This is a genomic window from Aquabacter spiritensis, from assembly GCF_004346185.1.
GTDB lineage: Bacteria > Pseudomonadota > Alphaproteobacteria > Rhizobiales > Xanthobacteraceae > Aquabacter > Aquabacter spiritensis.
Genome location: NZ_SMAI01000026.1, coordinates 1 through 13,180 on the forward strand (window position 1 = coordinate 1; position 13,180 = coordinate 13,180).

Here is a 13,180-nt window from a genome sequence, read left to right on the forward strand (position 1 = left end):
CCAAACGCTCGAAGGCACTGTGCTTATGGACGTCCATACGCGCAGTCTCTTACCGCGCCGGTCAGTTCGAAAGGCGGTTTAGACCGTAGGCGTACCGCATGCTCGACAGGCATGGGCCACACGCATTATTTCGTCTAATGAAATGATTTTTCATTGACAGTGCGCCGCCTTGTGAGCATAAAAATGCCGAAATGCGGATTCCCGTCGGCAGCTTCGGAGGAACATTGGCGCGGAAAGGTGACCTGAGCCGTCGATTGCTCAGGCGCATTGTCGCAGCAGGCCAAGGGTTGCTGCCTTAAGGTCGTAAAGACTTGAGCGGAGCAGGAACGGTAGCATGACGAATATTCAGATGACGGTGGTGGATTGCGGCCCGCTTTCGCCGGAGAAAGCGAAAATCGTGGCGTTTGCCGAGGGCACGGTCAACAACCGGGGCGAGGGAGTTTCGATGCCTTCGGTGCGCATGGCTTCACGCGCGATCACGCGGGCGGAATGAACAGTTTCCCAGATGCCATGCACGTCATGCAGCCCCATCAGGCCGAGGGCACCTGAGCCTGTCCGCAAGGCTGCATAGCCACCTCAACCAGGGACAACCGCCGCGCTCTTTTCAACCCCATCCGGGGACCGACTATTTACCAACCAAGGGAAGGAAATACGATATGCCAAGCAAGGAATCTGCAGAGCTCGCCGATCTCTACCGGTCATGGGTCGCCGCAATGACGGCCAAGCCCGACATGGAGCTTGAAGAAATCCGTCGTCTGTTCAGCCATTGGGGCGACGTGACCGCCGATCCGACGCGCGTCGACTACCAGGAGATCGAGGTCGAAGGGATCCCGGCGATGTGGGCGATTCCCCACGGTGCCGTGCACGATCGCGTTCTGCTTTGCTCGCATGGCGGCGGTTATGTCGTCGGCTCGATGTATTCACACCGCAAGCTCTTTGGTCATATCGCCAAGGCAGTCGGCTGCCGGGCGCTGATCGTCGATTACCGGCGCTCCCCCGAGAATCCGCATCCCGGGCCTGTCAATGACATGGTCACCGCCTATCGCTGGTTGCTGGAGTGCGAGGGGTTAAAGCCGCAACATATCGCGTTGACGGGCGACTCCGCTGGCGGTGCGCTCGCGCTCACGACAATCGCCGCCGCGCGGGAGAAGGGGTTGCCGCTTCCGGTGGCAACAATACCGATGTCCCCTTGGGCCGGAATGGATCTCTCGGGCCAGACCTACGACACGAACAAGGACAGGGATGCGCTGGTTTCGCGCGACACCACCAGGAACCTGGGCAGTCTTTTCATTGGTGAGAAGGGCGATCCAAAGGATCCTTTGGCAAATCCGCTTTACACCGACTATTCGAAATTCCCGCCGATATACCTCACCGTCGGAGACGCCGAGACTCTTCTCGACGACAGCCGGCGCATAGCGGAGCGGGCGAAGGAAGCGGGCGCGGACGTCAGGATCGATGTTTTCCCCGACATGCAGCATGTCTTCCAGTTTCTCGCGGGAACCGCGCCTGAAGCCGACGATGCAATCAAGCGCATGGCCGAGTGGGTTCGTCCGAAGCTTGGTCTGAGCTGAGTCGCACAGGGAGGATTGTGCCAATCGCGCGATCCGGGCGAAGGCGATTCGCCCGGGCGCCACGAAGATCATGGGAGGACGCAAATGAACATTGCCAAAAAAATGCAATCGAACACGAAGCTCGAAATGGGCGAGGGCGAGTTGGACGTTGTCGTGGTAGGCGCCGGCTTCGCTGGTTTGTATCAACTTCACAAGCTTCGCGAGAAGGGCTTCAAGGTGAAGCTCCTCGAGGCTGGTTCGGATATCGGCGGCATCTGGTACTGGAACCGCTATCCCGGCGCGCGCGTGGATAGCCACGGGGCGATTTATCAGTACTCGGATCCCGCGTTGTGGAAAGACTGGGCGTTCAAGGAACTCTATCCGGATTGGCAGGAACTCCGCGAGTATTTCGACCATGTCGATTCAAGGTGGGATCTGCGCAAGGACGTCATGCTCGACACGCGCGTGACCGGCGCCGAGTTCGACGAGACCAGCCGCAAATGGACGATCCACACCGAGGGCGGTCGGGATTTCGTGGCGCGCTTCTTCGTCCTCTGCACCGGATTCGCAGCCAAACCATATATTCCGGATTTCAAGGGACTCGACAGCTTCAGGGGTGAGATCCATCATACCGGACTCTGGCCTCAGGAAGGCCTCGATACGGCAGGCAAGCGCGTCGCCGTGATCGGCATGGGCGCAAGCGGGGTTCAGGTCGTGCAGGAGACGGCCCCGGAAGCCAGCCACCTGACGCATTTCGTCCGCACACCCTGCCTGGCCATTCCGATGTGGCAGCGAACGATGAGCGACGCCGACAACGAGGAGATGTGGCGCGACATGCCTGTCGACATGGCAATGCGATTCAAGACGTTCGGCGGCTTCAACTACGATTTTTCCCCCTGGGGTGTCTTCGAGCTCGCGGACGAGGACCGTGAAGAAGTATTCCAGCGCATCTGGCAGCGCGGTGGCTTCTGGTGGTGGCTGAACAACTTCAAGGACGTTATCTTCGACGAGAAGTCCAATCGCGCTCAGTATGACTTCTGGCGCAAGAAGGTTCTGGCGCGGATCAAGGATCCCAGGCTTGCCGAGATCTACGCACCGAAAGAGCCGCCGCATCCCTACGGCGTCAAGCGTCCGTCGCTGGAGCAGAACTTCTATGAAGTCGTGCAACGGGACAATGTCGATGTGGTCGATCTGAAGCGCGAGACAATCGAGTGCTTCACCGAGAAGGGGATCAAGACCAGCGAGCGTGAGTACGAGTTCGACGTGATCGTCCTGGCGACAGGTTTCGATGGGGTGTCCGGCGGCTTGACCTCGCTGGACATAAAGGGGGTTGACGGCCGCACGATTGGCGAGAAGTGGAGCGATGGCGTGCGCACCCAGCTGGGAATGGCCACGAAGGGGTTCCCGAACCTGTTCTTCCTCTACGGCCCGCAAAGCCCGAGCGGCTTTTGCAATGGTCCCACCTGCGCCGAGGCACAGGGAGGCGTGATGGTCAAGATCCTTGAAAATCTGCGTGCCGAAAACGTGACCCGGATCGAGGCTCAATCCGACGCCGAGGAAGCATGGCGCAAGTTCTGTCTGGAGGTGGCCGACATGACGCTCTTCCCCAAGGCCGACTCCTGGTACATGGGCGCGAACATCCCCGGCAAGCCGCGTGAGCTGCTCATGTATCCGGCAGGGTTGCCCGCGTATCTCGAGGCATGCGAGAAGTCGATCGCAGAGGGGCTCTCGGGTTTCCAGAAAGCTTGATGGACGGGTGTCTGGAAAATGGTCGGTAGCCACCAGCGCCACAAGGGTTCGGACGGCTGAATGGCCGCGCGGCCCTTGGGAAACTGGGCGACCGCCTTGAACTTCGAGAGACGGCATCGGGACCGGTCGGTTCCGATGCCCGAGCACAGTAAAACACAAAAGGGAAGGAGAAGAGATTATGCGTCTCGCAAACAAACTTACGGTCATCACCGCCGCCGCATCCGGCATGGGCAAGGCCGCCGTGGAACTTTTTTCGAAAGAGGGCGCGCGCGTTGCGGCGATCGACCTCAATGAGGAAGGACTGGCTTCGCTCAAGGCGGAGATGAAGGAGAAAGGCTTCGACATCATCACCATCGCCGCCGACCTTTCGACGGAAAGCGGCGCACGCGACAGCCTTAACGCCGCCGTCAAGGCGTTGGGCGGCCTTGATGTTCTCTGGGCTCATGCGGGGATCCCCGGACCGGCTGGCATCGAACAAGTGGACATGGCGGCGTTTCGCAAGTCGCTCGCCGTAAATGTCGAAGCCGCGGTCATTGGGGCCGGCGAGGCGGTGGGCCACATGCGTAAGCGCGGGGGCGGGTCAATCATTTTCACCAGCTCGGTATCCGGACTCGTGGGGTCGATGTGGAGCCCACTCTACTCCGCAGCCAAATTCGCTGTTGTCGGCCTGACCAAATCCCTCTGCCAGACCTACGCCCCCGACAATGTGCGCGTGAACGCGATCTGTCCCGGTCTGACGGAGACGCCGATGGCCTTCGAATTCACCAGCCGGAAGGGTGATCCGGAGGAAGCCGCCAGAAACAAGGAGATGATGGTCAATTCCGTGCCGTTGAAACGGCTCGGGCGTCCCGAAGACATGGCGCAGGCCGCCCTGTGGCTGGCCTCGGACGACTCTGCCTACGTCACAGGCGTCGCTCTTCCCGTGGACGGGGGTTTCACCGCAAAATAACGATCCCGCGCGTGCGTTGCAGCGAAGCGGGGGCAAACGTCGCTCGACACGATTGGCGGCGAGGGAAGCAACAGATGCCGTGGTCGGGTCTGTCGGTTGGAACCGCCGCAAGACAGCCATACTGGTCGCAAGATGTGCTTAGCATCCGCCTTTGCCGTTCGTGCAAGGGGGCAGACACCCGAACCCGCGGAGCTTAAGGAGAAACAGGGCGCAGGGCCGCCGGGAACCTGCGACGACGCCGCGGTTACAGAGTTCGTCTGCCGCAACTTCATGAATAGCCTCATCTGATGATCGTTGACGTGGCGGCCTGACACGCACTGGGCATCCTCTGGTGTTCCAAGATGCCTTTCTCTATCCGGCCGGCCCCGACCATCAGAAACGCCTCCACAAAGGCGCCTCGCCAGCGGCTGTGGCGGCTACGGGCTACGCCCTCCGCCGCCACAGCCGCTGGCAATTCTCATCCTGATTGGATGTAACCGCCGCGAGCTCCCCACCTTTCGAAGCCGGCATTTTCCAGTGAAGGTCCCGTTTTGCACCTCGGATGTGGGATCGCGGGATGGAAGATGTCAGGCTTGATGGCAGGCTCCAGGCCAGGAATGAAGGCGGAGACTATCGTCGGATCGAGGTGATCACCGGTCGACGCCGTCGCCGGGAATGGTCCGACGAGGAGAAGGCGCAGATCCTGGCCGAGAGCGCTGCGCCGGGAGCGAGTGTCTCTGAGATCGCGCGCCGGCATGGCGTGAACCGGGGTCTTCTGACGGTTTGGCGACGGCAGGCTGGGTTGACCAAACGTCGCTGTCGCATCGCGAACGCCGTCCGCGAGATGCCGATGTTTGTCCCGCTCGAGATCGTCGCCGATACCGATGCTCGCACTGTGGCGTGCCAGGATCGCCGAGCGCGGATCGAAGTCGAGCTTCGCGGTGGTCGGATCGTCATCGATGGAGAGATTGATCCCCGGCTTGCCCGCGCGGTGGTGGCAGCGGTGCGCTCGCGGTCATGATCCCGCTTCACGGTTCCCGGAAGATCCTGATCGCCACGCAGCCGGTCGACTTCCGGCGCGGGATCAACGGGCTGACGGCGCTGGTGGCGGATGCCTTGAAGGAACAGCCATACCGTGGCGACGTCTTCCTGTTCCGGGCGAAACGGTCGGACAGATTGAAGATTTTGGTCTGGGACGGAAGCGGCATGGTGCTGGCGACGAAATGGCTGGAGGAAGGGCGGTTCACCTGGCCGCCCATCCGCGACGGCGCGATGCGTCTGACGGCGGAGCAGTTCTGGATTCTTGTTGCCGGCCTCGACTGGACACGGGTGCCGGAAAGGCCGGTCCGGCAGCCTCTGAGAATTGCCTGAAAGCGCTGATTTGCATGGCCTTTGTCGGCCTGCCGCAGTACTCTCGGCCATGCCGATTCGTCCCGATCAACTGCCGCAAGACCCTGCCGAACTGGCAGAGATGGTGGTCGCCATGGCCGCGGAAATCGACAAGCTCACCGCGATGGTCGCCGGCTTCAAGACGATGATCTTCGGCGCCCGGTCGGAGCGGATGTCGGCCGTTATCACCGACCAGATGACGCTCGATCTCGGCAATCTACCGCTGGTCGCGGAGCCGTCCCGCGAGGCGAACGACAACACGCCGGCAGGCGAGCGCAAGACCCAGCGGCGCGGCCGCGATGCCAATCGGAACATCGGCGCCCTGCCAGCGCACCTTCCTCGCGTCGAGGAAGTGATCGAGCCGACGGTGAAGACCTGCTCGTGCTGCGGAGGCGGCCTTCACCGGATCGGCGAGGATGTCCGCGAAGGGCTCTGCGTCGTGCCGGTGTCCTTCTACGTGAAGCGCCGGATCTTCCCCAAATACGCCTGCCGGTCCTGCGAGGAGGGCGTCGTCCAGGCCGGCGCGCCGGAGCGCCTCGTTGAAGGCGGCATGGCCGAGAACGAACTCGTCGTTCACATCGCGGTCTCGAAGTTTGCCTGGCATCTTCCGCTTTACCGGCAGGTGCAGATGATGGCCTCGCAGGGCATCCATCTCGACCGCACGACGCTCGGTCTGTGGCTGAAGCGGTTGGCCTGGTGGCTTTCCCCGCTTTACGAGCGCCAGCTCCAGTTCACCCATCGTCAGGCGCGGATCTTCTGCGACGAAACGCCGTTGCCGGTGCTCGATCCGGGCCGCGGTCGAACGAAGCGATGCCAGCTCTGGGCCCATGCGATGGACGACCGGCCCTGGAACGGTCCGGCGCCGCCGGCGGTGACCTACGTCTTTGCCGCAAGCCGCTCCGCCGCGGAGATCGCCCGCCAGCTCGCCGGCTATGACGGCATTCTGCAGGTCGACGGATATGCCGCTTACAAGGCGCATGCTCGCAGGGCGCGGCGCGAGGTGCCGCTCGCCTTCTGCTTCGCCCATGCGCGACGCAAGTTCGTGGAGGTTCACAAGAAGACCGGCTCGCGCTTCGCGACCGGCGTGATCGAGACGCTGGCCGAGGTCTATGCCATCGAGGCCCGTATCCGCGGCAGGAGCGCGGAGGAACGCCGCGCCGTCCGCCAGGCCGAGACGCGGGCGATCCTCGAGCGGCTCGAAGCGGACATGAAGGGCGTCCTTGGCGAGGTGTCGCGGCAATCGAGCCTGGCGGAGGCCTGCCGCTACACGCTCGAGCATTGGACCGGGCTGACCCGCTTCCTAGCCGACGGCCGCCTCGAGATCGACTCCAACACGGTCGAGCGGACGATGCGGCCGATTGGACTCGGACGAAAGAACCATCTCTTCGCCGGCAGCCAGGGCGGCGCGCAGACCTGGGCGATCCTCGCCTCGCTGGTCAACACCGCCAAGCTGAACGAAATCGATCCTCATCTCTGGCTTGTCGATGTCGTCGAGCGGATCGTCTCCGGGCGCACCCCGATCAACCGGATCGACGAGCTCCTCGCCTGGAACTGGAAGGCGGCAGCGACCAGCCGCTGCCAGGCGGCCGCCTGATCGTCAGCGGGTGCCGATCGGCGTCGGCAACGTCTCGGCGTCCCGCGTGTCCGAATGCACCGATCCGCGGATCAGCCGATCCGTCGTCTCTTCGAAATGGGCCCACAGATCCGAATGCATCTCGGCGAACTGCCGCCAGACCACTGCATCGAAGAACCCCCGCGACGCCCGCACCATGATCGTCGTCCGGCGCTGACGCGGATAGCGGTAGGGCCGGATTCCATAGCGCCGGCACAAGGCGACGAACAACCGGACCGCCCACGGGTCCGGCATCGAGAATTGCATCTCGACAGGCGGGTCCTGCCGGCTGATCTCTGCCAGCTTCGCCTTCAGGCGTGCGCTCGCCGCCTCGGCAGCGTCCCGCTCACCCGCGGTCCCGGCGCCGAAATACAGCGCCTCGACCTTCTCAATCTTCTCGCGAAGCTGCTCTTGGATGCCCATGGTCCTGCCGCTCCCGTCGAGCACGGTCGATAGATACATCCAGCCCCAGCCGATGAGCTTGAAGTAGGTGAAATCGGTCTGCCACATCTCGTTCGGCCGGGTGGTCTTGGTGTGGAACTGATCGGCAGCCTTGATCACGACATAGGCCGGGCTGGTGATCAGGTCATGGGCCTTGAGCAGGCGGTAAACCGTGGCTTCCGACACGAAGTAGCGCTTCTCGTCGGTGAAGCGCACCGCCAGTTCGCGCGGTGACAGCTCGCTGTAATCCAGCGCCATCTCGACGATCTGGTCCTGGATATCGTCGCCGATGCGGTTCCACACCCGGCTCGGCGCCGATGGCCGATCTTCCAGCGCTTCCGGCCCGCCTTCGAGGAAGCGATCATACCAGCGGTAGAACGTCCGGCGGGGGATGCCGAGCTGGTCCAGCGTGTGCTTGGCGGGCAGGTGCGACTGCTCGACGATCCGGATGACCTCGAGCTTTTCGGATGCAGGATACCTCATTCGTCTTCGCCCCCATCCGCAATCATGCTTTTTTTAAGCAGGCGGTTCTCGAGGGTCAGGTCGGCAACGCATTCCTTCAGGGCGCGGGCTTCGCGGCGCAGGTCCTGTACCGCCCGATTGGCGGTGCTGCTGCAGCATTTCGCTGCGATCGACGACGACCGCGAGAGCTGGCGGGTCGCCTATCCGCTGAAGGAAGTGCTGCTGCTGGTCACCTGCGCCATGATCGCCAATTGCGACGACTTCGAGGCGATCGTCGCCTGGGGCAGGCACCATCTGGAATTCCTCAGGCGGTTCAGTGACTTCCATCATGGCGTGCCGTGCGCCCGCTGGCTGCGCGACCTGCTCAACCGGATCGACCCGGCCCTGTTCGCCCGCTGCTTCGAGGCCTTCGTCGCTTCGATGTGGCCCGACAGGCACGATTTCATCGCCATCGACGGCAAGACCGCCCGGCGCACCCATGACAAGCGCAAGGGTCTGAAGGCCCTGCATACCCTCAGCGCCTACGCCAGCAGCGCCCGCCTCACCCTGGCCCAGCTCTCCGTTCCTAAAGAAGACCAACGAGATCACCGCCATCCCCGACCTGCTCGACACCATGGCCGACGCCGGCCAGCTCGACGGCGCTGTCGTCACCATCGACGCCATGGGCTGCCAGGTGGCGATCGCTCAGAAGATCATCGATCATGGCGCCGACTATGTGCTCAGCCTCAAAGGAAATCAGCCCAACCTCGAAGCCGACGTGCTCGATTACTTCCGCGCCGCCCCGGCCGCCGAGATTGTCTCCACCACCACCTTGGAAAAGGGCCATGGTCGCATAGAGACCCGCCACTACAGGGCCTCAGCAAACGTCGACTGGATCGCCTCCGACCGCAGATACCCGGGCGAGCCCTCAGCGTTCCCCTCATTTTACACGAGCCCGTAAGCATCTGGAAACACGCGATTTTCGCGTAAGAGCTCCTGATATCGCTGGATGAGGGGCTGGAGTCTATCGTCCGGCATGTTGGGGATGAGGTCGTAGAGAAGGCATCCTTGGCGAAACAGGGAATGGACGCGGCGTTTGGTTGTGCTGGTTCTCAGCTGCCGGTCCATTCCGAGGCTTTCGCCAGCGGCGCCCAACAGCGTCAGCAACATGATTGCGAAGGCATTGAGCATCAGGAGGCGGTCTCGGCGCTGCGGGTCATCAATCCTCAGCGTGCTCATGCCCATTCCAAAGCGAAGGTCCTTGCTGTCCCGGAAGCTGGGCTCAATTGTCCACCTTTTGGAGTACAGCTTGACGATCTGCGCAGCAGAGAGAGCGCCGCCGCTGGCGGCCAGATGCCAGGCTTCCTTCATGCCCGAGGCCTTCACGCATACGACCGCCCCGACCTTCTGGCGGGTGGCGGAGATCTCGGCGTCGCGCAGTTTCCGAGCGCGTCCGCCCTTGCCGACCCAATCGCCGGCCTCCCGCGTTTCGCCGTCGGCGGCCCTGACATGGGTTTTTGAGCGAAAGCGGATGACATATTGAAAGCCAAGGGTGTCGAGGAATTCAAACAGTTTGACGTCGCCAAAGCCGCGGTCGGCCAGAATGGTCGCGGTCACCCCTGCAGGCAGTAGCGCCTTCAATCGGGCCAGGCACAGATCCTCGAAATCGTTGCGCTGGTCCTTCAATTCGTCCTTGTCGACGGTCAGCCAAAGCAGCGGCGTCGCTCGCCCGTGGCTCGTGACGAGATGCAGCGCGAGCGTGCACTGGTTGTCACGATCGAAATCCGTCCAATCCATCGCCACGACGATCTCGCGCCGCTCTCCGACGACCTCGGCAATCCATGAGCCGAACAAGTCCCAGGGAGCCACGCCTGCGTTGCTGAGCAGCCGATCGACCTGTTTGATCGCCGACTTGGCGATCAAACCACGCGCCGTGGCCAGAGCCTGTCCGATCAGGGAAACAGCAAGTGCCGCTCCGGACATCACGCCGAGCGTGCCGTTGGCCAGCGACAGGATGCGCTTGGCATGCAAATCTTCGCCGAACACTCGTGTCAAGAATTCCTGAATGAAATCAAATCGCTCCTTCGGCGCGCTGTTGATTTCCGGCGAGAAGTGACCCTGGATTTCCACTGAGAAGTGACCCGGGGTGATGGTGGTCTTGGGTCAGGTTGCGGTCAAGTTTCGGGGCTTCTCCTTTGAGGGTTTAGGTGGTTTGGCCGAGCTGGCTCTGAAGCGGAAGCTGTCGTTTCCGGTCTCCAGGATATGGCAGTGGTGCGTGAGCCGGTCGAGCAAGGCCGTGGTCATCTTGGCATCGCCGAAGACCGTGGCCCATTCGGAGAAGCTGAGATTGGTGGTGATAACTACGCTGGTACGCTCGTAGAGCTTACTCAGCAGGTGGAACAGCAAGGCGCCGCCTGAGGCGCTGAACGGCAGGTAGCCGAGTTCATCGAGGATGACGAGATCGGTGTGGACGAGGCGGCCGGCGATCTGTCCAGCTTTGCCCTGGGCCTTTTCCTGTTCGAGGGCGTTGACGAGCTCGACGGTGGAGAAGAAGCGGACCCGCTTGTGATGATGCTCGATGGCGTGGACTCCGAGAGCCGTGGCGATGTGGGTTTTGCCGGTACCCGGACCGCCGATCAGGACGACGTTGTGTGCGTCGTCGAGGAACTCGCAGCGATGGAGCTGGCGGGCGAGCGCCTCGTTGACCTCGCTACTGGCGAAGTCGAAGCCGGGGAGGTCGCGATAGGCCGGGAAGCGCGCGGTCTTGAGCTGGTAGGTGGTCGATCGCACCTCCCGTTCGGCGGTCTCGGCCTTCAAGAGTTGTGCGAGGATCGGCATGGCGGTCTCGAAGGCCGGTGATCCCTGTTCCGTTAGCTCCGTGATGGCCTGGGCCATGCCATGCATCTTGAGGCTGCGCAGCATGATGACGATGGCTCCACTGGCTGGATTATGACGCATGGCGCGCCTCCCTGGCTCGGCGCAGGGCGTCATAGCGCTCGACGTTGGCCTGAGGCTCAGTAGTCAGCGTGAGGGCGGGGGGAGCCGGGATCGTTGGCGTGCTCAGCGGCGTACCGTCGATCAGCCGGTGCAGCAGGTTGATGATGTGGGTCTTGGTCGGCACGCCGGCCTGAAGGGCGAGCTCTACGGCCGTGAGCACGACCTGCTCATCGTGCTGGAGGACCAAGGACAGAATCTCGACCATCTCGCGGTCACCGCCTGGCCGCTTGAGCAAGTGCTGCTGCAGGGATCGAAACGCGGGCGGCATCTCAGCGAACGGCGCGCCGTTGCGCAGGGCACCGGGCTTGCGCTGGACTACGGCCAGATAATGCCAGCCAGTCATAGACGGTCCGGCTCAGACGATCATGAGAGCGAGCGAACACTCGGCGATGCTCGCAGATTGCTTGCCCTTCAGCGACGAGGACGATCCGGTCGGGATAGACCCGCAGGCTCACCGGACGGTTGGCGAAGGAGGCCGGCACGCTGTAGCGATTGCGCTCCAGATGAACGAGGCAGGTCGGGGAAACGCGTTTGGGTGCCCGCGGCCGCTTCTTCAACGTGGTCGACCTCGTCAACAAGCTGGAGGCCGAGGCTCGATCCGGCCGCCAGGGCCGCATGGCCGATTATCTCTCCCGCAAGGACTTCATCGTCCTCGACGAGCTCGGCTACCTGCCCTTCGCCCAGTCCGGCGGCCAGCTCCTGTTCCACCTCGTCAGCCGGCTCTACGAGCAGACCTCGGTCATCGTCACCACGAACCTCGCCTTCGGCGAGTGGCCGAGCGTCTTCAACGACCCCAAGATGACCACGGCGCTCCTCGACCGGCTCACCCACCACTGCGACATCGTCGAGACCGGAAACGAGAGCTGGCGCTTCAAGAACCGCGCCTGACCTCCGCCACCATTGACCCCACTGCCGCTGCGCCACACCAACGCTCCGCGGCAGTGGGGTCAATACCCCAGGCCGGGGTCAATATTCGGCGCCGATAGGGGGTCAGGTTTCCGTGCCGATTGACACGTCTTTGGCGCTCGCAACCTCTCTTGGCGTCCCGTACCCCAACAGCGCGCGCATCAGAATGCCGAGATTGAACCCCGCGACATGGATCAGGTAGCGCTTATGAACGTTCTCGCGCCCGCGCAACCACGCGCGGCGCATGCCGCCGCGATCGAGCACATGGGCGAAGCTGCGCTCGACCATTTCTCCGCGTCGGCGCATCGCGTCCCGCCCGATACCGGATTTCAACCTCGCGCGGTTGGCGTAAACGGCCTCCCGCGCCGCTTCATCGCCATGCCACCGCAAATACCCCTTCGAGGGTTTCGGCTCGGCGATCCGCGTCTTCCGGACGCCGCCGTCGAGGTCCTTCAGCCCCTCGCGTGAATGATAACCTTTGTCAGCCACCAATTCGCAGGGGGCCTCGGGCGTCGGCGCAAGGCCGATATCGGCGAGATTGCGCGCCGCCGCCTCCAGCGTGGGATCGAGCGTCGTCGTATCGCCCTCGTCGGCCGGATGAATCGGGGCCGCCACGATGATGCCGGTGTCGAGATCGACGGCGTGCTCGGGCTTGTAAGCCAGATGCGTCGTCCCGTCCTTCATCCGCGCGATCCTGGCGTCCGGATCGGTCGGGCTCGTCCAGTCTTCGTTCGAGAGCTTCTTGCCCTTCCGCTTGCGGTCGAGCCGGATGAGATCGTCGATCGTCGGCGTTTCGATGCCGCTCTCCTGCGCCATGCGCGTCAGCATCGCGCGATAGGTCTCGCCGCTGTCGCGGCGCACGATCGTTCGCAGCGCGGCGTTGGCTTCCATGGTCGAACCGTCGACGCCGATACGCTCGCCCTTCACCAGACCGCGCCCGGCGACGAGATTCAACACCCAGCCGAACACTTTCTCATGCGCCTCATGCGGCAGGCGCGATGCTCATGAATCCCCTCATTTTCCCGGACTCGAAAACGCCTGATTTTGAGGTTCCGAGGTCGTGCTGAAGGACATCAGCCGGCTTGAGGGGAACGATGCGCGGGGCGAAGAGACGATTTGATTTTGTTCATGAATTCGTTATCCGGGTGTTTGCCGACGACTTGCACG

Annotated in this window: 11 protein-coding genes and 4 pseudogenes; 9 read left to right on the plus strand and 6 right to left on the minus strand. The window is 62.9% G+C overall.

Annotated elements, in window-relative coordinates; translation table 11 throughout:
* Positions 1-345: 345 nt before the first annotated feature.
* Entirely contained in the window at positions 346-531 is a 186-nt protein-coding gene (locus EDC64_RS22870) for a hypothetical protein (protein WP_132036115.1), read from the minus strand.
* Between the two features lie 125 nt (positions 532-656).
* On the opposite strand from EDC64_RS22870, the gene EDC64_RS22875 reads away from it, so the two are divergent.
* From EDC64_RS22875 to tnpC, 6 genes are all read left to right on the plus strand, one after another.
* Positions 657-1,571 carry an alpha/beta hydrolase gene (locus tag EDC64_RS22875; protein WP_132036117.1) on the plus strand — a complete coding sequence of 305 codons (915 nt, stop codon included), beginning with the start codon at positions 657-659 and terminating at the stop codon, positions 1,569-1,571.
* 84 nt (positions 1,572-1,655) lie between these two features.
* A complete protein-coding gene (locus EDC64_RS22880; protein WP_245504852.1) occupies positions 1,656-3,299 on the plus strand; it encodes a flavin-containing monooxygenase in 1,644 nt (547 codons plus the stop codon).
* Between the two features lie 178 nt (positions 3,300-3,477).
* Positions 3,478-4,248 carry an SDR family NAD(P)-dependent oxidoreductase gene (locus EDC64_RS22885; protein ID WP_132036119.1) on the plus strand — a complete coding sequence of 257 codons (771 nt, stop codon included), beginning with the start codon at positions 3,478-3,480 and terminating at the stop codon, positions 4,246-4,248.
* Positions 4,249-4,804: 556 nt separating this feature from the next.
* The gene (tnpA, locus tag EDC64_RS22895; protein WP_132036123.1) at positions 4,805-5,248 is read left to right on the plus strand and encodes an IS66-like element accessory protein TnpA; all 444 of its coding nucleotides are present in this window, start codon (positions 4,805-4,807) and stop codon (positions 5,246-5,248) included.
* Positions 5,245-5,598, plus strand: a complete 354-nt coding sequence (gene tnpB / locus EDC64_RS22900; RefSeq protein WP_132036125.1) for an IS66 family insertion sequence element accessory protein TnpB — start codon at positions 5,245-5,247, stop codon at positions 5,596-5,598. Before tnpA ends, tnpB begins: the two co-directional genes overlap by 4 nt.
* 49 nt (positions 5,599-5,647) lie before the next feature.
* A complete protein-coding gene (gene tnpC, locus EDC64_RS22905; protein ID WP_132036127.1) occupies positions 5,648-7,210 on the plus strand; it encodes an IS66 family transposase in 1,563 nt (520 codons plus the stop codon).
* Between the two features lie 444 nt (positions 7,211-7,654).
* On the opposite strand, the pseudogene EDC64_RS23970 reads toward tnpC, so the two are convergent.
* Positions 7,655-8,262 (minus strand): annotated as a pseudogene (locus tag EDC64_RS23970) (helix-turn-helix domain-containing protein); the annotation flags it as partial.
* 13 nt (positions 8,263-8,275) lie between these two features.
* On the opposite strand from EDC64_RS23970, the pseudogene EDC64_RS24135 reads away from it, so the two are divergent.
* Together EDC64_RS24135 and EDC64_RS24080 are read left to right on the plus strand one after the other, a co-directional pair.
* A pseudogene (locus EDC64_RS24135) lies at positions 8,276-8,638 on the plus strand (ISAs1 family transposase); the annotation flags it as partial.
* A 106-nt stretch (positions 8,639-8,744) separates the two neighbouring features.
* Positions 8,745-9,071: an ISAs1 family transposase gene (locus tag EDC64_RS24080; protein ID WP_274594964.1), complete on the plus strand. Its 327-nt coding sequence runs from the start codon at positions 8,745-8,747 to the stop codon at positions 9,069-9,071.
* Here EDC64_RS24080 and EDC64_RS22920 read toward each other — a convergent pair.
* From EDC64_RS22920 to EDC64_RS22930, 3 genes and pseudogenes are all read right to left on the minus strand, one after another.
* Positions 9,056-10,210, minus strand: a complete 1,155-nt coding sequence (locus EDC64_RS22920) for an IS4 family transposase (RefSeq protein ID WP_132036137.1) — start codon at positions 10,208-10,210, stop codon at positions 9,056-9,058. The genes EDC64_RS24080 and EDC64_RS22920 overlap by 16 nt on opposite strands.
* Before the next feature lie 63 nt (positions 10,211-10,273).
* The gene (istB, locus tag EDC64_RS22925) at positions 10,274-11,068 is read right to left on the minus strand and encodes an IS21-like element helper ATPase IstB (RefSeq protein WP_132036133.1); all 795 of its coding nucleotides are present in this window, start codon (positions 11,066-11,068) and stop codon (positions 10,274-10,276) included.
* Positions 11,058-11,640: pseudogene (locus EDC64_RS22930) on the minus strand (Mu transposase domain-containing protein); the annotation flags it as partial. The pseudogene EDC64_RS22930 and the gene istB, both read right to left, overlap by 11 nt.
* On the opposite strand from EDC64_RS22930, the pseudogene EDC64_RS22935 reads away from it, so the two are divergent.
* A pseudogene (locus tag EDC64_RS22935) lies at positions 11,636-11,995 on the plus strand (ATP-binding protein); the annotation flags it as partial. The pseudogenes EDC64_RS22930 and EDC64_RS22935 sit on opposite strands and share 5 nt — an antisense overlap.
* A gap of 102 nt (positions 11,996-12,097) precedes the next feature.
* Here EDC64_RS22935 and EDC64_RS22940 read toward each other — a convergent pair.
* On the minus strand, positions 12,098-12,982 hold the full coding sequence (locus EDC64_RS22940; RefSeq protein WP_207916171.1) for a transposase: 885 nt from the start codon (positions 12,980-12,982) through the stop codon (positions 12,098-12,100).
* Positions 12,983-13,180: the final 198 nt, after the last annotated feature.

Excerpts from the sequence above, each read along its gene's own strand:
- EDC64_RS22870 (WP_132036115.1), bottom strand. The coding sequence starts at position 531 with ATGGGGCTGCATGACGTGCATGGCATCTGGGAAACTGTTCATTCCGCC.
- EDC64_RS22875 (WP_132036117.1), top strand. The coding sequence starts at position 657 with ATGCCAAGCAAGGAATCTGCAGAGCTCGCCGATCTCTACCGGTCATGG.
- EDC64_RS22880 (WP_245504852.1), top strand. The coding sequence starts at position 1,656 with ATGAACATTGCCAAAAAAATGCAATCGAACACGAAGCTCGAAATGGGC.
- EDC64_RS22885 (WP_132036119.1), top strand. The coding sequence starts at position 3,478 with ATGCGTCTCGCAAACAAACTTACGGTCATCACCGCCGCCGCATCCGGC.
- tnpA (WP_132036123.1), top strand. The coding sequence starts at position 4,805 with ATGGAAGATGTCAGGCTTGATGGCAGGCTCCAGGCCAGGAATGAAGGC.
- tnpB (WP_132036125.1), top strand. The coding sequence starts at position 5,245 with ATGATCCCGCTTCACGGTTCCCGGAAGATCCTGATCGCCACGCAGCCG.
- tnpC (WP_132036127.1), top strand. The coding sequence starts at position 5,648 with ATGCCGATTCGTCCCGATCAACTGCCGCAAGACCCTGCCGAACTGGCA.
- EDC64_RS24080 (WP_274594964.1), top strand. The coding sequence starts at position 8,745 with ATGGCCGACGCCGGCCAGCTCGACGGCGCTGTCGTCACCATCGACGCC.
- istB (WP_132036133.1), bottom strand. The coding sequence starts at position 11,068 with ATGCGTCATAATCCAGCCAGTGGAGCCATCGTCATCATGCTGCGCAGC.